The following is a 21,408-nucleotide window of genomic DNA, read 5'->3' on the forward strand; positions in this document are numbered from 1 at the left end:
ATCACTTGCCGCGATTGAGCTGGCGCAGATTGCCCAGCACCGACTCCAGCGCCCGGTCGAACAACAGGGTGTCGTCCAACAGTCGCGCCGCGCCCCGGCGAAACTCCAGGGCCAGGCTGGTGCGGCTGTGCTCCAGCACCTTGAGGCCGGTGCGATTGACGAAGACGTATTTGCCGGTGGCCTCGATGATCGCCGCCAGCTTGCAACGCAGGGTATTGTCATCGTCCTCCTGGAACTCGACCCAACTCCCCAGGTGCAACTGGTCGACCTGCAGCAGGCCGACATCATCCGCCGGCAAATGCACCGCCACGCTCTCTCCCGCCGTTTTTTGCGAGGGGCGCAGGAAGATTCTTTCCAACACCTCGACCATCGCCGGCGAATCGAACGACTGGGCCTGTTCCGTTGCCTGGCCCGTGCGTTCGAGGGCCTGCACATGCAGGACTTCCAGCTCACTGAAAAACTCGCTGGTGGCGAATGGGTCGAACGCCGAACGACTCAGGCCTTCACGCAAGGCCTTGAGCAGCTCCGGCACCATCGCCAGTAAACGCAGGCCAGCGTCTGGCTCGTCGTGAGGCTGGACGCTCCAGATCAATTGCTCCAGGGTCAGGACGTCGGCCTGCCACTCGGCGGAATACTTACCGTGCTTGAAACAGGTCAGCAACAGCACCTGGCTCCAGGCCTGCTGCACGAACTCCACCACGGCTTGCGGCAAGACTTTGCCCAGCATCACCTGGTTCAACGCCCCTTCGACCCGATGACGCGCCAGCTCAGCCTTGGCCCGCCCCTCCTCGGCGTCGCGGATACGCTGTTCAAGCAACTCACTGCGGCGCCGCTCATCACTGGTGAAGGCCAGGAAATCGGCCAGCAGCTCGGAGAAAATCGCCGGGTCATCGACGAAATCATTCAGCAAGCGCTGCACGACTTGTTCGATGCGCAGGTACAGGCTGTCGCGCTGATGATCGTCGCAATCGCCCCAGCCCATGGCGGCGGCGGCGATTTCGTTCAGCAGCCGCCGGGCCGGATGATTGCCGCGGCTGAAGAAGCTCTTGTCCTGCACCGCGACCTTGAGCATCGGGATCTGCAGGCGGCCGATCAGGGCCTTGAAAGAGTCTGGGAGGTTATGATCGTCGAGGATGAACTCGAACATCATCGAGATCAGGTTGATCACGTCTTCATCGGCGCCTTCAACCACCCGGGACTTGCCGCTCCTGACGCTGACCCGGGTCAACAATTGTTCAAGCTGACTACGCAAGTCGAACTCGTCCTGCACGGCAGGCGCTGGCACGTACTGCTGCAAATGCGAGAGCAGCCGCAGCAGGTCACGGGTAGAAATCGGCTGGGGTGGCACGCTGGCTTCCAGGGTCGGCGCCACGCTGCCACGCACGTGCATCAAGAGTTTCTGCAGGGCGGCGAACACTTCCTGCACGCTGTCGTCGACCTCGGCATCGCTGGGCTTGGCAGCGATCTCGGCGTTGGGCCTGGGATTATCCTGGGGACGATCCGATACCCGGCGCGCCGGCGTCACTTTGAGCTCCGGCAAGACGCCCGTGGCGGCCAGCAATTGGTTGGCCTCGGTATAGAGTTGGTCGCACTCGCTGAGCACATAACGCTCGAAGAGCTTGAGCAGGATCAGCTTGACCTTGATGCCCACCCCCAGATTGCGCCCGGCCTGCAGGAACTTCTCGCACAGCAGTGCCGGGCTCAGGGGGTTGTGCTGGTTGGCCAGCGGTCGGTCCAGCAGCACACCGAGCCGGGCCGTCAGTTGCTCGAGCGCCACGCCATCGCGCCTGAGCACCCGAGTGACCATGGCCTCGACCGCCAGATGACGCTCCAGCTCATCGTGGGAGCGCTGGGTTTGGCCGTCCGGCGCCAGGGTGGGCGCCAAGCTGGCGTGGGTCAGGTCGTACTGGGCCAGGCTGACGAAGGTCTCGAAAAACTGCTCGATGAACTCCCGCTCGATACTTTTACGCTTCAGACGCAGGTCTCGCATGGCCTCGAAATACAGGTTCTGCTCGACGTCGTCGCGCGCCCGGTCGGCCATTTCAAACAAGGTGTCGTCGGCGTTATCAAACAGCCCCTGCAAACCCAGGCGCAACTGTTGGGCGGCCTTGTCGCGAACCTGAAGCAGAATCACAGGCAGGCGGGCGAGCGGCGAGCGACTCGCCTGATCGGTAGGCACCTTGTGCAAAGGCACTACATTCCCGTCGTTGTGCATCCTGGCCTCCTGAAACGGTTTTCGGTTCGCAACGTCAAAGTCATGACGTCAATCGAAAGGCGGATTATCGGGTAAAACAACCCTGTCGTACCAGCAGACTCTGTGATCGAGCTCGAAATACGGCGCAATAAGTGACCGGGAAAATGAGGAAATGTTGCGAGGACGCGACCAAATGCAGGTTTCGACACCCTATAATCAAGCCACTTTGTTTGTGGAGCCCGTTATGCCGAATCTACGCCTCGCCGATCTGACCGCCGAAATCGAAGCCAACGTGCGCCGTGCGTTGCTCGAAGACATCGGCAGCGGCGACATCACCGCGCAACTGATCCCCGCCGAACGCCTGGCCAAGGCCACGATCATCACCCGCGATGCGGCGACCATCAGTGGCACGGCCTGGGTCGATGCCGTGTTCCGGCAACTGGACCCGCGTGTCGCGGTGCACTGGCAAGTGCGCGACGGCGACCGGGCCACCCCCGATCAGGCGCTGTTCCATCTGGAGGGCCCGGCCCGCTCGCTGCTGACCGGCGAACGCAGCGCGCTGAACTTCCTGCAAATGCTCTCGGGCGTCGCCACGCGGGCCCGTTACCTGGCCGATTTCGTCGCCGACACTCAGGTCAAGCTGCTGGACACCCGCAAGACCCTGCCCGGGCTGCGCCTGGCCCAGAAGTACGCGGTCACCTGCGGCGGCTGCCATAACCACCGCATCGGCCTCTACGATGCCTTCCTGATCAAGGAAAACCACATCGCCGCCTGCGGCGGAATCGCCCAGGCCATCGCGGCCGCCCACAAGATCGCACCGGGCAAACCGGTGGAAATCGAAGTGGAAAGCCTGGCGGAGTTGAAAGAAGCGCTGGCGGCCAACGCCGACATCATCATGCTCGACGAACTGAGCCTGGACGACATGCGTGAAGCCGTACGCCTCAATGGCGGCAAGGCGAAGCTGGAGGCCAGCGGCGGGATCAACGAAAGCACGTTGCGCCCGATTGCCGAGACCGGCGTGGACTACATCTCGATCGGCGCGATGACCAAGGATGTGAAGGCGGTGGATCTGTCGATGCGCTTGAGCCTCTGACAGGCTGACGCCAGGCGATCAGAAACGAAGAGGGTCCGTGACGAGGGAGCTTGCTCCCTCGCCACAGTTTTGTTCTGGTCGCGTTTTTCAGACCACCAGATTATTCATCTCGCAGTACTCATCCCATTCCACACCCAGCACCTCGGCCGCCTCCTTGTGCAACGCAAGGCGCTGCGCCTCGAACTCTTCAGGCGTGCTGGTGTACTTGAGCGTCAACTCCCAAGGCTGCAGCCCCTGAGCTTCGGCCTCATCCTCGAACGCCCACTGGATCTGGTCTTTTTGATCGTCGGCAGGCAAGTCCTTGATCTCTTCCAGCAGTTGGGGCGCATCCAACACGTACTTCTTCAGCGCTTCTTCGTGCCTGGCTTCCTGGGTCAATGCTTTAACGGTCATGGCGTTCTCGTTGATCTGGGGAATGGAAGATGGATCTGGATCATCAAGGATCTCTCTGACGCAAAAAACCGTGTGAAGCCCGGTTTATCTGGCCTTCAGAACCATTCGGGGATCATCTGAAAACTGCTGGGCGATGCACATGCAGGCAACGAATATAGGACGTTTTGCCGACGATTTACACGGTTCTTTACATCTATCCCACAAAAAACCATGTGCATGGGAAACCAGGGGAGCTTTGGAACATCTGTCAAAAAAACCAGTCATAGCGATGTGCCACACAGGCACTTCACAAGGAACCCCAGTGATGCGCAGCTTTTCGAAACGTTCGTCGACCCGGCTTGCTACCGCGACCTTGCTGCTCGGCAGCCTGAGCTTTGCCGGCCTTGCTCAAGCGGCTGTCGAAGTTACCTCCGGTACACCTTTGCCTACCGACACAATCCCCGTGCTCCGCAACTCATTTGATAAAGATGTTCTCATCAAGACCAATATCAGCGTGGGTGACTTGGAAAACTTGCCAGAAGCAGTCAAGGATAACGCCGCCGAACTGGAAAACCAGAAGCGCATCCTCAGCGAGCAGGCCCGCCAGATCGAAGAGTTCAAGCGCAACAGCGGCTCCGGCTCCACCTCCAGCAGCAAGGAGATTGACGAGCTCAAGCGCACGATCAAGGAACAGCAAGACGATCTGAAGGACCTTGGCAAACAAGTGGAAGAACTCAAGCGCAATAGCGGCTCCAGTTCGAGTTCGAGCAACAGCGAGATTTCGTCCCTGAAACGAGAGCTTAGCGATCAGGACAATGAAATGGACAAGCTCAAACGTACCGTCGAGGAACTGAGCAGGAAGGTGAAATAACGAGGGGGGTGGTGCCCGAGACAGGAATCGAACCTGCGACCTTCGCGTTACGAGTGCGCTGCTCTACCGACTGAGCTACACGGGCGGTGGCTAAAACTAGCACCGTCCCCGGTGGCCAGGCAACCTGCCTGGCGGGGATTTTCTTCACATAGCAAAACGCCCCGAACCAGTCGGGGCGTTTGCTTGTTCAGCGGTCAGGCGAAGGGCTGATTAAACGCCCGATGCCTTGGCTGCTGCGACGTCCTTGATGGACAGCTTGATACGGCCGCGGTTGTCCACGTCCAGTACCAGCACTTCCACTTCCTGGCCTTCTTTGAGGATGTCGGTCACTTTCTCGACGCGAGCATCGCTCAGCATGGAGATGTGAACCAGACCGTCCTTGCCTGGCAGGATGTTGACGAAGGCGCCGAAGTCGACGATGCGTTCAACCTTGCCGACGTAGATCTTGCCGATCTCGGCTTCTGCGGTGATACCCAGGACACGCTGGCGTGCTGCTTCTGCCGCTTCCTTGGTTTCGCCGAAGATCTTGATCGAACCGTCGTCTTCGATGTCGATCGAAGCCTTGGTTTCTTCGCAGATCGCACGGATGGTCGCGCCGCCTTTACCGATGACATCACGGATTTTGTCGGTGTCGATCTTCATCGCGATCATGGTCGGAGCATTTTCCGACAGCTCGGTACGGGACTGACCGATGATCTGGTTCATCTGGCCAAGGATGTTCAGGCGCGCTTCCAGGGCTTGGCCCAGGGCGATTTCCATGATCTCTTCGGTGATGCCCTTGATCTTGATGTCCATCTGCAGTGCGGTGACGCCTTTGGCGGTACCGGCCACTTTGAAGTCCATGTCGCCCAGGTGGTCTTCGTCACCCAGGATGTCGGTCAGGACGGCGAATTTCTCGCCCTCTTTAACCAGGCCCATGGCGATACCGGCAACCGGCGCCTTCATCGGCACACCAGCGTCCATCAGGGCCAGGGAAGCGCCGCAGACCGAAGCCATCGAGCTCGAACCGTTGGACTCGGTGATTTCCGATACCACGCGAATGGTGTACGGGAACACATCAGCGGCAGGCAGCATGGCCTGGACCGAACGACGGGCCAGACGGCCGTGACCGATTTCGCGGCGACCGGCGCCACCCATGCGACCACACTCGCCCACCGAGAACGGAGGGAAGTTGTAGTGCAGCATGAACGGGTCTTTCTTTTCGCCTTCCAGGGTGTCCAGCAGTTGTGCGTCACGGGCGGTGCCCAGTGTGGCAACGACCAGGGCCTGGGTCTCGCCACGGGTGAACAGTGCCGAACCGTGGGTCTTTGGCAGAACACCAACTTCGATGTTCAACGGACGTACGGTGCGGGTGTCGCGACCGTCGATACGCGGCTTGCCGTTGACGATGTTTTCGCGAACGGTGCGGTATTCGATTTCACCAAAAGCGGCTTTGACGTCGCTGGCCGATGGCTGGCCTTCTTCGCCGGACAGCTTGGCAACGACCTGGTCTTTCAGCTCGCCCAGGCGCGCATAACGGTCAGCCTTGACGGTGATGGTGTAGGCCTGGGAGATCGCTTCACCGAACTCGGCACGAATCGCGCCCAGCAGTTCAGTGGCTTCGGCTTGCGGAGCCCAGGTCCAGGTTGGCTTGGCGGCTTCGGCGGCCAGTTCCTTGACGGCGTTGATTACCACCTGGAACTCGTCGTGAGCGAACAGCACGGCGCCCAGCATCTGGTCTTCGGTCAGCTCTTTGGCTTCGGATTCAACCATCAGCACGGCTTCGGAAGTACCGGCCACGACCATGTCCAGGCTCGAAGCTTTCAGTTGCTCGTAGGTTGGGTTCAGCAGATAGCCGGTGCTTTCGTGGAACGCGACACGGGCAGCGCCGATCGGACCATCGAAAGGAATGCCGGAGATGGCCAGGGCAGCCGAGGTACCGATCATCGCAGCGATGTCCGGATCGGTTTTCTTGCTGGTGGACACGACGGTGCAGACAACCTGCACTTCGTTCATGAAGCCTTCTGGGAACAGCGGACGGATCGGACGGTCGATCAGTCGGGAAGTCAGGGTTTCTTTCTCGGAAGGACGGCCTTCGCGCTTGAAGAAACCGCCAGGGATCTTACCGGCAGCGTAAGTCTTTTCCTGGTAGTGGACAGACAGAGGGAAGAAGCCCTTGCCTGGATCGGCTTGCTTGGCACCGACAACGGTCACCAATACGCTGACGTCGTCGTCAACGGTGACCAGCACTGCGCCGGAGGCCTGACGGGCGATACGGCCAGTCTCGAGGGTAACGGTCGACTGACCGAATTGGAATTTTTTGATTACCGGGTTCACGGTGTCCTACCTTCTTTGTGGCTCTTGGGGAACTTGTCTTCTTGCGAAATTCTTGGGCAATGACGGGAATCGGCCCGACGCCTGTCCAGGGTAAAACGTGTATCCAGATAAAACTTGAGGCTGGGAGCCTGCCATGCGCCAGCGGGAAACCCACTGACGTACGACAGACCACCAACCTCTAGCGCAATCGCTGATTAGCGACGCAGACCCAGGCGAGCGATCAGAGCGCTGTAACGGCTCACGTCCTTGCCTTTCAGGTAGTCCAGCAGCTTACGACGCTGGTTTACCATGCGGATCAGACCACGACGGGAGTGGTGATCTTTACCGTTGGCCTTGAAGTGACCTTGCAGTTTGTTGATGTTGTGGGTCAGCAGTGCAACTTGCACTTCTGGCGAACCAGTGTCACCAACAGCTTGCTGGTAGTCAGCTACGATTTGAGCTTTTTCTTGAACGTCGAGAGCCATGAGGCAATCCTTTTAGTCAGGAAACTGTTCCAAGGAAACAGCTTCAACAGGCCAGGGACAAATCCCTGTATCTATAAATGAGTAGTGACCGTGCCTGTTAACAGCCACACTCGCCAACCTGCTGTTACGCAGGCTGGTTCCGGTCATTCCGACCGAATCAGTCGACGCGGCGCAATGCGCCCGTCTTCGCTCACTTCACCGATACCGATGAAGCGACCGTTGTGATCTTGTACCCGGACCATGCCGAATTTCGGCGCATCCGGGGCGCGTACCGGCTGGCCGTTGAGCCAGTAGAACGCGCTGTGTTCCGAGAACTGCAAGAGCGGCCAATCCAGCAAACCGCTGTCCGATGGCATCAGGAAGCGGTCGACCGCTTCGTTGCCGCCTTCGGCATGCACCGCTTCAAGCTCTTCCAGCGTGACCGTCTGGGCCAACGTGAAAGGCCCGGCCTGGGTCCGTCGCAATTCTGCCACGTACGCGCCACAGCCGAGCTGTTCACCAATATCCTCCACCAGGGTGCGGATATAGGTGCCCTTGCTGCAATCCACGGCCAGCCGCGCAGTATTACCGTCGAAGGCCAGCAATTCCAAGCGCGCAATAGTAACAGAACGCGGTTCGCGCTCCACTACTTCGCCTGCACGGGCCAGTTTATACAACGGCTGCCCATCGCGCTTCAAAGCGGAGTACATCGGCGGTATCTGACTGATTTGCCCGCGAAAACCCGGCAAAACCGCTTCGATATCCGCCTGACCAACGGTCACCGGGCGTTCCAGCAAAACCTCGCCTTCGGCATCCGCCGTGGTGGTGGTCTTGCCCAGTTGCGCCAGGGTTTCATAACCCTTGTCGGAATCGAGCAGGTACTGGGAAAACTTGGTTGCCTCGCCAAAGCACAGCGGCAATACGCCGGTGGCCAGCGGATCGAGGCTACCGGTGTGCCCGGCCTTTTCAGCATTGAGCAGCCAGCGAACCTTCTGCAACGCCGCGTTGGACGTGAACCCCAGCGGCTTGTCGAGCAGGATGATACCGCTGACGTTACGACGGATACGTTTGACCTGAGCCACCGATTACTCCTTGGTGTCTTCGGGTTCAGCCGCAACCGGGTGCTGACTGTCTTCAGCCACGGCGCGTTCGATCAACGCCGACAGGTGAGCACCCCGCACGACGCTTTCGTCGTAATGGAAGTGCAGCTGTGGGACGCTGCGCAGCTTCATCTCCCGGGCCAGCTGCATACGCAGGAAGCCGGCGGCCGAGTTGAGCACCTTGATGCTCTGGGCGATTTCTTCGGCGCTGTCCTGGCCCATCACGGTGATGAAAATCTTGGCGTGACCGACGTCACGGCTGACTTCCACTGCGGTAATGGTGACCAGGCCGACGCGCGGGTCTTTGACTTCGCGACGGATCAGCTGGGCCAGCTCGCGCTGCATCTGATCGCCGATTCGTTGGGTACGGCTGTATTCTTTTGCCATGTCTTGTTACCTGTTACTGCCCCACGGTGAAACCCGCGAGGTCTGAAAGCGGCAAACGCCCGGCCTGGCAAAAGCCAGACCGGGCGTTGCGTTTAGAGTCCGCCAGCCAGGCAGCGCATGTTCATGCGGCTGCCCGGTGCGGCTCTTGAAGTGCGCGAGTTAGAGGCTGCGAGCAACCTGGACCTTCTCGAAGACTTCGATCTTGTCGCCGACCTTGACGTCGTTGTAGCTCTTGACGCCAATACCGCATTCCATGCCGGCACGTACTTCGGAAGCGTCATCCTTGAAGCGACGCAGGGATTCCAGCTCGCCTTCGAAGATCACGATGTCTTCACGCAGTACACGGATCGGACGGTTACGGTGAACGACACCCTCGATCACCATGCAACCGGCGATGGCACCGAACTTCGGCGAACGGAACACGTCGCGAACTTCGGCCACGCCCAGGATGTTCTCCCGCACGTCGCTGCCCAGCATACCGGTCAACGCTTTCTTGACGTCTTCGATGATGTCGTAGATCACGTTGTAGTAACGCATATCCAGGCCTTCCTGCTCGACGATCTTGCGAGCGCCAGCATCGGCACGCACGTTGAAGCCGAACAGTACAGCATTGGAGGCCAGTGCCAGGTTGGCGTCGGACTCGGTGATACCACCGACACCGCCACCGACCACACGCACTTGCACTTCGTCGTTACCCAGGCCATTCAAGGCGCCGTTCAACGCTTCGAGCGAACCACGGACGTCGGATTTGAGGACGATGTTGAGCGTCTTCTTCTCTTCCTGGCCCATGTTCTCGAAGATGTTTTCCAGCTTGCCGGCGTGAGCACGAGCCAGTTTGACTTCGCGGAACTTGCCTTGACGGAACAGAGCCACTTCACGGGCTTTCTTCTCGTCAGCCACAACGCTCATCTCGTCGCCAGCGTCCGGGGTACCGTCCAGGCCGAGGATCTCGACCGGGATAGCCGGACCGGCTTCCTTGATGGGCTTGCCGTTCTCGTCGAGCATGGCGCGCACGCGGCCATAGTTCGAGCCGACCAGCACCATGTCGCCTTGACGCAACGTACCGTCCTGGACCAGGACAGTCGCTACCGGGCCACGGCCCTTGTCGAGGCGCGATTCAACAACCACACCACGACCAGGCGCCGAAGGCGTAGCGGTCAGTTCGAGAACCTCGGCTTGCAGCAGAACGGCTTCGAGCAGTTCGTCAACACCGGTACCCATCTTCGCCGAGACCGGAACGAATGGAGTGTCGCCACCCCACTCTTCGGAGGTCACGCCGTGGACCGACAGTTCGCTGCGGATGCGATCGAGATCGGCGCCCGGCTTGTCGATCTTGTTCACCGCAACCACCAGCGGCACGCCAGCTGCCTTGGCATGCTGAACGGCTTCGATGGTTTGCGGCATCACGCCGTCGTCCGCTGCAACCACCAGGATCACGATGTCGGTCGCCTTGGCACCACGGGCACGCATTGCGGTAAACGCAGCGTGACCCGGGGTGTCGAGGAACGTCACCATGCCGCGGTCGGTTTCAACGTGGTAGGCACCGATGTGCTGGGTAATACCACCCGCTTCACCGGCCGCCACCTTCGCACGACGAATGTAGTCGAGCAGGGACGTTTTACCGTGGTCGACGTGGCCCATGACGGTCACGACCGGAGCACGGGAAACCGCCTCACCTTCAAACTTCAGGGACTCGGCCAGGGAATCTTCCAGGGCGGTGTCGCTGACCAGGGTCACTTTGTGGCCCAGCTCTTCAGCAACCAGTTGGGCAGTTTCCTGATCCAGTACCTGGTTGATGGTGGCTGGTGTACCCAGCTTGAACATGAACTTGATGATTTCAGCAGCCTTGACCGACATCTGCTGGGCCAGATCGCCCACCGTGATGGTCTCGCCGATCTTCACTTCACGCACGACAGGGCCCGTAGGGCTCTGGAAACCGTGGGCGTTGCGTTTCTTCAGCTTGGCCTTGCCGCGACCGCCACGACGGAAACCGTCGCTTTCTTCGTCGGTAGTCCGTGGCGCAACACGAGGTGCCGGTGCCTTTTCCTTGACCGAAGCACGATGAGGCGCGTTTTTGCGCTCACCATCGCCACTGCCACGACGGTTGTCGTCGGCACGTGGTTTGTCCGGACGACGCTGTTCGTCGCGCTTGCGAGTGTCGGCTGGAGCCGGCGCTGCTGCCACGACTGGCGCCGCTTCACGCACAGGTTCGGCAACCGGGGCAACAGCCTCGACGGCGTCTACCGGCGCGGTTTGCGCAGCAGCAGGCTGGCGACGCGCTTCTTCTTCGGCGCGACGCTTGGCTTCTTCTTCAGCCTTCTGACGAGCAGCATTTTCTACTGCGCGACGTTCTTCCTGTTCGCGTTTGCGCTCGGCTTCGATTTCTTCCGGGCTGCGTTGTACGAAGACTTTCTTCTTGCGTACTTCAACGCTGATGCTTTTGCTACCGGCAACACGCAGGGTGCTGGTGGTTTTACGCTGCAGAGTGATCTTGCGCGGTTCTTCCACTTTCGCCTTGTGACTGCTCTTCAAGTGAGTCAGCAGAGACTGCTTCTCACTGTCGGTCACATGTTCCTCGGCGGCGGTGTGCGGCAGACCTGCCTCACGCATCTGCTGCAACAGGCGCTCTACCGGTGTTTTGACCTCATCGGCCAGTTGTTTCACCGTGACTTGCGTCATGCACTTCTCTCCTCAGGCCGCGCCTAATTACTCGAACCAGTGGGCTCGGGCGGCCATGATCAACTTGCCGGCACGATCATCGTCAATGCCGTCGATGTCGAGCAGATCGTCAATAGACTGCTCGGCCAGGTCTTCGCGGGTAATTACGCCGCGCACCGCCAGTTCCATCGCCAAATCCTTGTCCATGCCCTCAAGCGAGAGCAGGTCTTCGGCCGGATGGGCGTCTGCCAGCTTTTCCTCAGTAGCGATGGCTTTGGTCAACAAACGATCCTTGGCCCGAGCGCGAAGCTCGTTGACGATTTCCTCGTCAAAGCCGTCGATGTTGAGCATTTCCTCCACCGGTACGTAGGCAATCTCTTCCAGGCTGGTAAAGCCTTCATCCACCAGCACCTGCGCCAGCTCTTCATCGACTTCAAGCTCTTCGATGAAGTTGCGCAGGATGTCGCCAGTTTCAGCTTGCTGTTTAGCCTGGATGTCCGATTCGGTCATCACGTTCAGGGTCCAGCCAGTCAATTGGCTGGCCAGACGCACGTTCTGACCACCGCGACCGATGGCCTGAGCCAGATTGTCTGCGCCAACGGCGATGTCCATGGCGTGGGCATCTTCGTCGACGATAATTGCCGCCACTTCAGCAGGCGACATGGCATTGATCACGAACTGAGCCGGGTTGTCGTCCCACAGGACGATGTCCACGCGCTCGCCGCCCAACTCGCCGGATACGGCCTGGACACGCGAACCACGCATGCCGATGCAGGCACCTTGCGGGTCAATGCGCTTGTCCTTGGAGCGGACTGCGATCTTGGCACGCGAACCCGGATCACGGGAGGCGGCCATGACTTCGATCAGGCCTTCAGCAATTTCCGGCACTTCGATGCGGAACAACTCGATCAGCATTTCCGGCGCTGTACGCGACAGGATCAACTGCGGGCCGCGGTTCTCGGTGCGGATTTCCTTGAGCAGCGCACGCAAACGCACGCCGACCCGGAAAGTTTCGCGAGAGATGATGTCTTCGCGAGCCAGCAACGCTTCGGCGTTGTTGCCCAGGTCGACGATCACGTTGTCGCGGGTCACTTTTTTCACGGTGCCGGAGATGATTTCCCCCAGGCGCTCGCGATAAGCGTCGACGACTTGCGCGCGCTCGGCTTCGCGAACTTTCTGCACAATGACTTGCTTGGCAGTCTGTGCAGCGATGCGACCGAACTCAATGGACTCGATTTTTTCTTCTACTACGTCACCGACCTTGGCGCCCGGGTGCGTTTCTGCAACCTTGCTCGGCCAGGTTTCGATAGCCGGATCGTCCAGGTCGGCTTCCTCGACCACCGTCCAGCGACGGAAAGTCTCGTAGGCACCGGTGTGGCGATTGATTTCCACACGCAAATCAACTTCGTCTTCAAACCGCTTCTTGGTAGCAGTGGCCAGAGCCAGCTCCAGCGCTTCAAAAATAACGTTAGCCGGTACGCCCTTTTCATTGGATACCGACTCAACAACCAGCAGTACTTCTTTGCTCATCGTACGCCTCGCCTTTCGCAAGCCATTGGATCCGCGGGATCCGCAGTATCTGGCACGTATCAGTCAAAACTGGGAATAATGTTGGCCTTGTCGATCATATCGATCGGCAACAGGAACTCATGGTCATCTACCTGCACCACGACGTCCTGCTCTTCTACACCGCGCAGAAGGCCTTGGAAGTTGCGTCGTCCTTCGAAAGGCGAGCGCAGCTTGATCTTCACTTGTTCACCGGCAAACGAAGCGAACTGTTCAAGTGTGAACAGGGGGCGCTCCATGCCAGGCGAGGAAACTTCAAGGGTGTATTCGGAGGTGATTGGATCTTCAACATCCAGTACACCGCTGATCTGACGGCTGACGATGGCGCAATCATCCACCAACACGCCGCCTTCCTTATCGATATAAACGCGCAACAGTGAGTGGCGACCTTGAGCCGAGAACTCAATACCCCAGCATTCATAGCCAAGGGCCACGACCACCGGGGCCAACAAGGCCTGCAACTGTTCTAGCTTGCTCGACACCTGAACCCCCTCGTGCATGTTTGTGCATGCTGTGCAAATAAAAAAAAATGGGCGAATCGCCCATCCCTGAAACGCCGTCGAACAGCGGCGTTATAAAGTGTCCAGCTAACAAAAAGCCCCTTGGAAGGGGCCCCTGAAACTGGTTGCGGGAGCCGGATTTGAACCGACGACCTTCGGGTTATGAGCCCGACGAGCTACCAGACTGCTCCATCCCGCGACAAAGCTGGGGCGGAAGTATACGACCGATCCCTTACAGGGTCAATGTAACCCTTCCACCTACAAGAAAGCCCGCAATCGCGGGCTCTCCTGATAATTGGTACCGAGAAGGGGACTCGAACCCCTACACCCTATGGGCACAACCACCTCAAGGTTGCGTGTCTACCAATTCCACCACCTCGGCAATACAGCGTTTGAAACCTTCTTACTTCTGCTCTTGAGCTGGAGGCACGTCAGTCGCCGGGTTGGCCGACTTTTGCTCTTGAAGCACCGGGACATCATCAGAAGCCGGTTGTTGCTTTGGCGCTTCCAGTACCGCTGGGTTTGGCAAACCTACTTGAGTCAGCTCGTGAGCTTTCTCTTTAGCAAAGTAACCTAACCCTAAGCTGGTTATGAAGAAACCGGCGGCAAGTATAGCAGTAAACTTACTAAGAAAGGTAGAGGAACCTTGGCTTCCGAACACAGTATTTGAAGCACCTGCACCGAAAGACGCACCAGCATCCGCACCTTTACCCTGCTGCAGCAATACGAGAGCAACTACGCCCAGTGCACCCAGCAGATGAAAAACGACTACGACTGTTTCCAGCATTTTTTCAGTTTCCCGCGGCGCGACAGATCGCACCGAACTCATCTGCATTCAGGGACGCTCCACCAATGAGCCCCCCATCGATATCCGGCATGCCGAACAGTTCGGCCGCATTGGCCGCCTTCACGCTGCCGCCGTATAGAAGCCGCACACCTCGTGCCACTTCAGAATTCTCTTCCGCCAACTGCGCGCGGATGGCTGCGTGCACATCCTGCGCCTGTTGCGGCGAAGCCGTCAGCCCGGTACCAATGGCCCAGACCGGCTCGTAAGCAATGACGGCCTTTGCAAAAGCACCGACACCCAGGCCTTCGATGATGCAGCCCAGCTGACGCCCGACAACTTCAAGGGTCTTGCCGGCTTCACGCTGCTCGAGGGTTTCCCCTATGCACAACACCGGAATCAGACCACAGGCCTGGGCCGCAGCAAACTTGCGGATCAAGGTCTTGTCCTGCTCGCCCATGATCTGGCGACGCTCGGAATGTCCGACCAGGACCAGGGAGCAACCTGCATCCACCAACTGACTCGGCGCAATCTCACCGGTCATCGCACCTTGCATGGATTCCACCGCAGAGTTCTGCGCGCCGACCGAAATCGACTTACCTTTCAAGCCATCAATCACTTGATTGATATACAAGCAAGGCGGGAATACCGCGACATCAACACCGCTTGGCAAGGCCAGATGACGAAGGCCATTGATCAGCTCAGCGACGCTGGCGCGGGTACCGTGCATCTTCCAGTTACCAGCTACCATAGGGCGACGCATGCTGTACCTCGTCGGTCAAAGTGGGCGCAGATGTTACCCAACCGATTCATGACTGGCAAGCCGAATTCAGGCAGAAACTTCAGTAACCAGTTTTGCCAGCTCTTCGGCATAACCGCGAACTTGCACTTCATCCTCGCCTTCAACCATGACACGCACCAAAGGCTCTGTGCCGGACTTGCGCAACAACACACGCCCACGCCCCGCCATCGCCTCTGTCACGCGCTCACTGGCCTGCTTGACCTGCGCATGTTCGAGAGGGTTCACACCGCCACCGAAACGCACGTTGATCAACACTTGCGGGCATTTACGCAATGCCTGGCGCGACTGTGCGAGCCCTTCGTTGCGCGCCTTGAGGGCCATCAGCACCTGCAGTGCCGCAATGATCGCGTCACCGGTGGTGGTATGGTCGAAGCACACGATGTGGCCGGAGTTCTCGCCCCCGATCACCCAGTCGCGCTCCAGCAACTCCGAGATCACGTAGCGGTCGCCCACATTGGCCCGTACGAAGGGGATATCCAAGTCAGCCAGGGCCAGCTCAAGCCCGAGATTACTCATCAACGTGCCGACCACGCCGCCCTTCAACTTGCCACGTCCATGCAGGTCGCGAGCGATGATGAACAACAGTTCGTCACCATCGACGACCGTACCGGTGTGATCGACCATCAAGACCCGATCACCGTCGCCATCGAAGGCGATGCCCAGATCGGCCTGCTCGGCCAGCACTGCAGCCTGCAACGCCTCGGTATGGGTTGAGCCACAGTTGTGGTTGATGTTCAGACCATTGGGCTGGGCGGAAAGCACCACCACGTCGGCACCCAACTCGCGAAAGACGCTCGGCGCGACTTTATAGGTGGCGCCGTGAGCACAATCGACGACAATTTTCAGGCCGGAGAAGCTGGTACCGGTCGGCACGCTGCCCTTGCAGAATTCGATGTAGCGACCCGACGCATCGTTGATCCGCGACACCTTGCCGATCTTGCTCGACTCGACCACCGTCATCGGCGTGTCCAGCAGTTCTTCGATCATCAGCTCGATATCATCCGGCAGCTTGGTACCCTGGCCGGAGAAGAACTTGATGCCGTTGTCATCATGCGGATTGTGCGAGGCACTGATCACGATGCCTGCCTGGGCCTGGAACGTACGCGTCAGGTAGGCAATGGCCGGCGTCGGCATCGGGCCGAGCAGCATCACATCGGCGCCCGCCGACGTCAGGCCGGCCTCGAGCGCCGATTCGAACATGTAGCCGGAAATTCGCGTGTCCTTGCCGACCAGCACTTTGCAGGCGCCCATCTTGCGGAACGCCATGCCGGCCGCCCAACCGAGCTTGAGCATGAAATCAGGGGTAATAGGGTATTCGCCGACCCGACCACGAATACCGTCGGTGCCAAAGTATTTCTTGCTCATAAGTGCTCCGTCATTCTTATTCGGCTGAATCCACAGCTGCGATCATCCGCACGACATCCATCGTTTCGGCTACATCGTGCACGCGCAATATGCGTGCACCTTTGGTAAGGGCCAGGGCCGCAAGGGCGAGACCGCCATACAGGCGCTCTCCCACCGGGCGACCCAGGGCATTGCCTATCATGCTCTTTCGCGAGACCCCAACCAACAAGGGCCGGCCCAGGGCGTGCAGGGCTTCCATATGTTTGAACAGGCTCAGGTTGTGAGCCAATGTCTTGGCAAAGCCGAACCCGGGATCAAGGATGATCCGCTCGGGGGGAATGCCCACGGCAGCGCACTGGTCCAGACGCGCCGCCAGGAACTCACTTACCTCCCGGGTCACATCACCATAGTGCGGATCGTTCTGCATGGTTCCCGGCTCGCCAAGCATATGCATCAGGCATACCGGCAACCCGGTGGCTGCCGCGGCATCCAAGGCACCATCACGCTGCAGGGATCGAACATCATTGATCAGGCCCGCGCCCAGTCGCGCCGTCTCGCGCATGACCGCAGGCGTGGACGTATCGACCGAGATAATGACATCGAGTTCGCGGTGAATACGCTCGACAATCGGCGCCACCCGCTCTAGCTCTTCGGTAGGTGAGACCGCCCGCGCACCCGGCCGAGTCGATTCACCGCCCACATCAATCAACGTTGCGCCGGCGACCACCATGGCCTCGGCATGCCGCAACGCAGCATCGAGCTGGCTGAATCGACCACCATCGGAAAAGGAATCTGGGGTGACATTGAGAATGCCCATGACATGCACATGGGCCAAATCAAGAACCCGGTTGCCGCAAGGCAACCGGGTTGAGGACTGAACAGAAGTCATTTCAAGCCTTAGACATCAGCGGCCGGGCCGCCAATCGGTGTTTCCGGACGCTCACCCTGTACCGCCGGAGGTGTACCGGAAGTACCGGTACCGCCACCCGACCAGTCGCGAGGCTCGCGAGGCTCACGACCCGCCATGATGTCGTCGATCTGCTCGGCATCGATGGTTTCGTACTTCATCAAGGCATCAGCCATGGCATCGAGCTTGTCACGGTTGTCCGTGAGGATCTGCCGGGCAGTGCCATAGCACTGGTCGATGATGCTGCGCACTTCGGAATCGATCAGCTTGGCCGTCTCGCCGGAGAAGCTTGCATGCTGGCCACCGCCACCACGACCGAGGAACACTTCCCCTTCTTCTTCGGCATACATCAGCGGCCCCAACTTCTCGGACAGGCCCCACTTGGTGACCATGTTCCGGGCGATCTGACTGGCGCGCATGATGTCGTTGGACGCCCCAGTGGTCACACCGTCGAAGCCTAATGTCATCTCTTCAGCGATACGGCCGCCGTACAACGAACAGATCTGGCTGATCAATGCACGCTTGGACAGGCTGTAGCGATCTTCTTCCGGCAGGAACATGGTCACGCCCAGGGCACGACCGCGGGGGATGATCGAAACCTTGTAGACCGGATCATGCTCGGGCACGACACGACCGACGATCGCGTGCCCCGCCTCGTGATACGCAGTGTTCTGCTTTTCCTTCTCCGACATGACCATGGATTTGCGCTCTGCGCCCATCATGATCTTGTCCTTGGCCAGCTCGAATTCCTTCATTTCCACAACACGCTTGCCGGTGCGAGCGGCGAACAGCGACGCTTCGTTGACCAGGTTCGCCAGGTCGGCACCGGAAAAGCCCGGCGTACCACGCGCGATGACGGCCGGAGCGACGTCGTCGCCCATTGGCACCTTGCGCATATGGACCTTGAGGATCTGCTCGCGACCACGAATGTCCGGCAGCCCCACCACGACCTGACGGTCGAAACGACCTGGACGCAACAGCGCAGGGTCGAGCACGTCAGGACGGTTGGTGGCGGCAATCACGATGATGCCGTCGTTCATTTCGAAACCGTCCATCTCGACCAGCAACTGGTTGAGAGTCTGTTCGCGCTCGTCGTGACCGCCACCCATGCCGGCACCACGATGGCGACCAACGGCGTCGATTTCGTCGATGAAGATGATGCACGGTGCGTGTTTCTTGGCCTGCTCGAACATGTCGCGGACACGACTGGCACCCACGCCGACGAACATTTCGACGAAGTCGGAACCGGAAATCGTGAAGAACGGCACCTTGGCTTCACCGGCAATAGCTTTGGCCAGCAAGGTTTTACCGGTACCTGGCGGGCCTACCATCAACACGCCACGTGGAATACGACCGCCCAGGCGCTGGAACTTGCCCGGATCGCGCAGGAACTCGACCAGCTCGCCCACTTCTTCCTTGGCTTCGTCGCAGCCTGCGACGTCGGCCAGGGTGGTTTTCACCTGATCTTCGGAAAGCAGTCGGGCCTTGCTCTTGCCAAAGCTCATCGGCCCGCCCTTGCCACCCCCACCGCCCTGCATCTGGCGCATGAAGAACATGAACACCGCGATGATCACCAGGATCGGGAAGCTGGCCACCAGGAGTTGGGTCCAGATGCTTTGCTGTTCAGGCTGCTTGCCTTCGACCACGACATGGTTATCCACCAGGTCGCCAATCAGGCCATTGTCCTGGATTGCCGGACGAATGGTCTTGAAGCTGTCACCATCGGTGCGCTTGCCGGTAATCACATAGCCATCAACGGCTACGCGCTCGACCTTGCCATCCTTGACCTGCTGGATGAAGTCGGAATAGTTGAGGGTCTGCGGCTCGTTAGGGCTGGAGAAGTTGTTCATCACGGTCACCAGGACAGCGGCGATGATCAACCACAGGATCAGATTCTTTGCCATATCGTTCAATTAACTACCCTCTGAAGCAAGCTCCGCTACTGGCGCGCGCTTCGCATGATATTCACCGGCCTAACTTACTACATTACCTACGACTCTGGCAGGCGCCGTCTGTAACCCTTTGTGAAACACTTTCTACACAATATTCGCTAAGGCTCACGGGACGAAATACGAAAAACCTATCGCCCCGGTCGAAAAAGCTCTTATTCCTCACTGCGACCACGGAAACCACGGCCCAGCAGGTACTGCTCACGGGAGCGATCACGCGATGATTTCGGCTTGCGCGTCGTGACCTTCTCGAACTGCTTGCGCACGCTCTTGTGGTATTCGTCGAAGCCTTCACCCTGGAAGACCTTGATCAAAAAATCACCACCTGGCTTCAACACCCGAGTCGCAAGATCCAGTGCCAACTCGCACAGGAACATCGATCGCGGCATATCAACAGATGCCAATCCACTCATATTGGGGGCCATATCGGAAATCACAAGGTCCACCTCGTTTTTTCCAACCGCTTCAAGGATCTGCGCCAGCACGGCGTCCTCGGTAAAGTCGCCCTGAATGAAGGTCACATCCGGGATGCTGTCCATTTCCAGGATATCGGAAGCGATCAGTGTGCCTTGTCCACCAATCAGACGACTGGTCACTTGGGACCAGCCACCCGGGGCGGCGCCCAAGTCGATCACGCTCATGCCTGGACGGATCAAACGGTCTCTTTCCTGAATCTCCAGCAGCTTGTAGCTGGCACGGGAACGATACCCGTCTTTTTGCGCCATTTTCACGAATGGGTCGTTGAAATGCTCTTGCAGCCATTTAAGACTTGTCTTGGAACGGGCCACGGGCCACCTCAAAAATAAAACGGGTCGTGATTAAGTGGGCGGTCCCGGACTTGCTCGGGTAAACTGGCCGCCGCTTTTTACAAGATCAGACGCAGGGGTCAGATTATGCCGCTCACTCAAGAGCAGAAGAAACAATACAAATCCATTGGCCACCATCTGAAACCGGTTTTGACTGTGGCTGACAACGGTTTGACTGAAGGTGTACTCGCCGAACTGGAACGCGCCTTGGGCGATCATGAGCTGATCAAGATCAAGCTCAACATCCTCGATCGCGAAGCCCGCCTGGCTGCCGTTGCCGAATTGTGCAAGACCGGCAAGGCAGACCTGGTGCAGGTCATCGGCAAGATGGCGCTGATTTATCGCAAGAATTTCAGCGTCAACAAGCAACTGTCGAACGTTCACCGCTTCAAGTGATGCCAAAGGGTCAAGGGTGTGCTTCGCACACCCTGCCGCTCCAGCCGGGAACCGGCTGCAACACCAGCACCAATCCGGAAAAACCCAGCACCAAGTAACTGAATACCTGCCACTGGCTCGCATCCGGCCAGCCGAGATGCACCGCAAAGAACATCCCACACGCGTACAACGACATGAGCAACAATTGCCCACGAATGTCGCGCCATAGACTGGCAAGGCCCTCGGCCTGAACCAGCACCAAAGCCTGAAACATTACGCACGCCGCGGAAAAACCCACCAGCAGCGCCGTCAACATGCCCGCGATTTCATCGATCAGCAGCGGTGCCAGGCCGACTCGACCCAGCACCGGCAGCAAACCGATATGCAGCAACCAGACGCCACCCACCCACAACATCTGGGTGAGTTGCCAGATCATGGCGCCCGCTCGTAGCGGGCGCCTTCGTTCAGATGTGACGGACTTCGACAATCTCATACTCGATGACACCACCCGGCGTCTTCACCGCCACCACATCGCCCTCTTCCTTGGCAATCAAGGCACGAGCAATGGGTGAACCGACGGAAATCTTGCCGAGCTTGATGTCTGCCTCGTCCTCGCCAACGATCTGATACGTCACGCTTTCATCGGTCTCGACGTTGGCGATTTCCACCGTAGTGCCAAAAATGACCTTGCCGGTGTGCGGAATCGTCGTGACATCGATGATCACCGCATTCTGCATGCGGCCTTCGATGTCACGAACACGCGCCTCGACCATCCCCTGCTCCTCTCGGGCAGCATGGTATTCGGCGTTTTCCTTCAGGTCGCCCAGTTCACGCGCTTCACCGATCGCCTGGCTCAAGCGCGGGCGCTCGACCTTGGTCAGGAAAGCGTGTTCTTCTTCCAGGGCCTTCGCGCCCTGAACTGTCATCGGGTACTTGGTTAT

General features: G+C 59.0%; 20 protein-coding genes and 3 tRNA genes. 3 read left to right on the forward strand and 20 right to left on the reverse strand.

The features are described from left to right. Position 1: 1 nt before the first annotated feature. Entirely contained in the window at positions 2 to 2,215 is a 2,214-nt protein-coding gene (locus AB4N80_RS00930; protein WP_460080265.1) for a DUF1631 domain-containing protein, read from the reverse strand. Between the two features lie 223 nt (positions 2,216 to 2,438). Between AB4N80_RS00930 and nadC the strand changes: the two genes are divergently transcribed. Next, the gene (nadC, locus tag AB4N80_RS00935; RefSeq protein WP_122569146.1) at positions 2,439 to 3,287 is read left to right on the forward strand and encodes a carboxylating nicotinate-nucleotide diphosphorylase; all 849 of its coding nucleotides are present in this window, start codon (positions 2,439 to 2,441) and stop codon (positions 3,285 to 3,287) included. A gap of 87 nt (positions 3,288 to 3,374) precedes the next feature. On the opposite strand, the gene AB4N80_RS00940 is transcribed toward nadC, so the two are convergent. Next, positions 3,375 to 3,680: a DUF6388 family protein gene (locus AB4N80_RS00940; protein WP_053213286.1), complete on the reverse strand. Its 306-nt coding sequence runs from the start codon at positions 3,678 to 3,680 to the stop codon at positions 3,375 to 3,377. Positions 3,681 to 3,984: 304 nt separating this feature from the next. Between AB4N80_RS00940 and AB4N80_RS00945 the strand changes: the two genes are divergently transcribed. Then, positions 3,985 to 4,530, forward strand: a complete 546-nt coding sequence (locus AB4N80_RS00945) for a hypothetical protein (RefSeq protein ID WP_122569145.1) — start codon at positions 3,985 to 3,987, stop codon at positions 4,528 to 4,530. Positions 4,531 to 4,539: 9 nt separating this feature from the next. On the opposite strand, the gene AB4N80_RS00950 is transcribed toward AB4N80_RS00945, so the two are convergent. From AB4N80_RS00950 to rlmE, 16 genes are all read right to left on the reverse strand, one after another. After that, positions 4,540 to 4,615, reverse strand: a tRNA-Thr gene (locus AB4N80_RS00950). Between the two features lie 125 nt (positions 4,616 to 4,740). Beyond that, positions 4,741 to 6,846, reverse strand: coding sequence for a polyribonucleotide nucleotidyltransferase (pnp, locus tag AB4N80_RS00955; RefSeq protein WP_003197725.1), 2,106 nt, complete (start codon positions 6,844 to 6,846; stop codon positions 4,741 to 4,743). Between the two features lie 194 nt (positions 6,847 to 7,040). Then, the gene (rpsO, locus tag AB4N80_RS00960; protein ID WP_003197723.1) at positions 7,041 to 7,310 is read right to left on the reverse strand and encodes a 30S ribosomal protein S15; all 270 of its coding nucleotides are present in this window, start codon (positions 7,308 to 7,310) and stop codon (positions 7,041 to 7,043) included. 143 nt (positions 7,311 to 7,453) lie between these two features. Continuing rightward, a complete protein-coding gene (gene truB, locus AB4N80_RS00965; RefSeq protein WP_060739216.1) occupies positions 7,454 to 8,371 on the reverse strand; it encodes a tRNA pseudouridine(55) synthase TruB in 918 nt (305 codons plus the stop codon). A 3-nt stretch (positions 8,372 to 8,374) separates the two neighbouring features. Further along, positions 8,375 to 8,776 carry a 30S ribosome-binding factor RbfA gene (gene rbfA, locus AB4N80_RS00970; protein WP_003177871.1) on the reverse strand — a complete coding sequence of 134 codons (402 nt, stop codon included), beginning with the start codon at positions 8,774 to 8,776 and terminating at the stop codon, positions 8,375 to 8,377. Positions 8,777 to 8,935: 159 nt separating this feature from the next. Continuing rightward, positions 8,936 to 11,455, reverse strand: coding sequence for a translation initiation factor IF-2 (gene infB / locus AB4N80_RS00975; protein WP_122569143.1), 2,520 nt, complete (start codon positions 11,453 to 11,455; stop codon positions 8,936 to 8,938). A 27-nt stretch (positions 11,456 to 11,482) separates the two neighbouring features. Next, positions 11,483 to 12,964, reverse strand: a complete 1,482-nt coding sequence (gene nusA, locus AB4N80_RS00980; protein ID WP_003177868.1) for a transcription termination factor NusA — start codon at positions 12,962 to 12,964, stop codon at positions 11,483 to 11,485. Between the two features lie 59 nt (positions 12,965 to 13,023). Beyond that, entirely contained in the window at positions 13,024 to 13,482 is a 459-nt protein-coding gene (gene rimP / locus AB4N80_RS00985; protein ID WP_013692254.1) for a ribosome maturation factor RimP, read from the reverse strand. Between the two features lie 140 nt (positions 13,483 to 13,622). Next, positions 13,623 to 13,699: transfer RNA gene (locus AB4N80_RS00990), tRNA-Met, on the reverse strand. 97 nt (positions 13,700 to 13,796) lie between these two features. Then, a tRNA-Leu gene (locus AB4N80_RS00995) sits at positions 13,797 to 13,882 on the reverse strand. A gap of 21 nt (positions 13,883 to 13,903) precedes the next feature. Then, positions 13,904 to 14,287 carry a preprotein translocase subunit SecG gene (gene secG, locus AB4N80_RS01000; protein ID WP_025211789.1) on the reverse strand — a complete coding sequence of 128 codons (384 nt, stop codon included), beginning with the start codon at positions 14,285 to 14,287 and terminating at the stop codon, positions 13,904 to 13,906. Positions 14,288 to 14,291: 4 nt separating this feature from the next. Next, positions 14,292 to 15,047: a triose-phosphate isomerase gene (gene tpiA, locus AB4N80_RS01005; RefSeq protein ID WP_122569142.1), complete on the reverse strand. Its 756-nt coding sequence runs from the start codon at positions 15,045 to 15,047 to the stop codon at positions 14,292 to 14,294. Positions 15,048 to 15,113: 66 nt separating this feature from the next. Then, positions 15,114 to 16,451, reverse strand: coding sequence for a phosphoglucosamine mutase (gene glmM, locus AB4N80_RS01010; protein ID WP_122569141.1), 1,338 nt, complete (start codon positions 16,449 to 16,451; stop codon positions 15,114 to 15,116). Positions 16,452 to 16,467: 16 nt separating this feature from the next. Further along, positions 16,468 to 17,319, reverse strand: a complete 852-nt coding sequence (folP, locus tag AB4N80_RS01015) for a dihydropteroate synthase (protein WP_122569140.1) — start codon at positions 17,317 to 17,319, stop codon at positions 16,468 to 16,470. Positions 17,320 to 17,327: 8 nt separating this feature from the next. Further along, positions 17,328 to 19,241 (reverse strand): ATP-dependent zinc metalloprotease FtsH, encoded by a 1,914-nt coding sequence (ftsH, locus tag AB4N80_RS01020; protein ID WP_053118351.1) that lies wholly within the window; start codon positions 19,239 to 19,241, stop codon positions 17,328 to 17,330. A gap of 200 nt (positions 19,242 to 19,441) precedes the next feature. Beyond that, positions 19,442 to 20,074 (reverse strand): 23S rRNA (uridine(2552)-2'-O)-methyltransferase RlmE, encoded by a 633-nt coding sequence (gene rlmE, locus AB4N80_RS01025; RefSeq protein ID WP_003177853.1) that lies wholly within the window; start codon positions 20,072 to 20,074, stop codon positions 19,442 to 19,444. A gap of 105 nt (positions 20,075 to 20,179) precedes the next feature. On the opposite strand from rlmE, the gene AB4N80_RS01030 reads away from it, so the two are divergent. Next, on the forward strand, positions 20,180 to 20,488 hold the full coding sequence (locus AB4N80_RS01030; RefSeq protein WP_003177852.1) for a YhbY family RNA-binding protein: 309 nt from the start codon (positions 20,180 to 20,182) through the stop codon (positions 20,486 to 20,488). A 10-nt stretch (positions 20,489 to 20,498) separates the two neighbouring features. Here AB4N80_RS01030 and AB4N80_RS01035 read toward each other — a convergent pair whose 3' ends face one another. Both AB4N80_RS01035 and greA read right to left on the reverse strand, forming a co-directional pair. After that, on the reverse strand, positions 20,499 to 20,903 hold the full coding sequence (locus AB4N80_RS01035; protein ID WP_092328556.1) for an MFS transporter: 405 nt from the start codon (positions 20,901 to 20,903) through the stop codon (positions 20,499 to 20,501). A 28-nt stretch (positions 20,904 to 20,931) separates the two neighbouring features. Then, on the reverse strand, positions 20,932 to 21,408 hold the full coding sequence (gene greA / locus AB4N80_RS01040) for a transcription elongation factor GreA (RefSeq protein WP_030139783.1): 477 nt from the start codon (positions 21,406 to 21,408) through the stop codon (positions 20,932 to 20,934).

The organism is Pseudomonas sp. H3_A02 (assembly GCF_054671965.1).

Excerpts from the sequence above, each read along its gene's own strand:
- AB4N80_RS00930 (WP_460080265.1), bottom strand. The coding sequence starts at position 2,215 with ATGCACAACGACGGGAATGTAGTGCCTTTGCACAAGGTGCCTACCGAT.
- nadC (WP_122569146.1), top strand. The coding sequence starts at position 2,439 with ATGCCGAATCTACGCCTCGCCGATCTGACCGCCGAAATCGAAGCCAAC.
- AB4N80_RS00940 (WP_053213286.1), bottom strand. The coding sequence starts at position 3,680 with ATGACCGTTAAAGCATTGACCCAGGAAGCCAGGCACGAAGAAGCGCTG.
- AB4N80_RS00945 (WP_122569145.1), top strand. The coding sequence starts at position 3,985 with ATGCGCAGCTTTTCGAAACGTTCGTCGACCCGGCTTGCTACCGCGACC.
- rpsO (WP_003197723.1), bottom strand. The coding sequence starts at position 7,310 with ATGGCTCTCGACGTTCAAGAAAAAGCTCAAATCGTAGCTGACTACCAG.
- rbfA (WP_003177871.1), bottom strand. The coding sequence starts at position 8,776 with ATGGCAAAAGAATACAGCCGTACCCAACGAATCGGCGATCAGATGCAG.
- infB (WP_122569143.1), bottom strand. The coding sequence starts at position 11,455 with ATGACGCAAGTCACGGTGAAACAACTGGCCGATGAGGTCAAAACACCG.
- nusA (WP_003177868.1), bottom strand. The coding sequence starts at position 12,964 with ATGAGCAAAGAAGTACTGCTGGTTGTTGAGTCGGTATCCAATGAAAAG.
- secG (WP_025211789.1), bottom strand. The coding sequence starts at position 14,287 with ATGCTGGAAACAGTCGTAGTCGTTTTTCATCTGCTGGGTGCACTGGGC.
- tpiA (WP_122569142.1), bottom strand. The coding sequence starts at position 15,047 with ATGCGTCGCCCTATGGTAGCTGGTAACTGGAAGATGCACGGTACCCGC.
- glmM (WP_122569141.1), bottom strand. The coding sequence starts at position 16,451 with ATGAGCAAGAAATACTTTGGCACCGACGGTATTCGTGGTCGGGTCGGC.
- folP (WP_122569140.1), bottom strand. The coding sequence starts at position 17,319 with ATGACTTCTGTTCAGTCCTCAACCCGGTTGCCTTGCGGCAACCGGGTT.
- ftsH (WP_053118351.1), bottom strand. The coding sequence starts at position 19,241 with ATGGCAAAGAATCTGATCCTGTGGTTGATCATCGCCGCTGTCCTGGTG.
- AB4N80_RS01030 (WP_003177852.1), top strand. The coding sequence starts at position 20,180 with ATGCCGCTCACTCAAGAGCAGAAGAAACAATACAAATCCATTGGCCAC.
- AB4N80_RS01035 (WP_092328556.1), bottom strand. The coding sequence starts at position 20,903 with ATGATCTGGCAACTCACCCAGATGTTGTGGGTGGGTGGCGTCTGGTTG.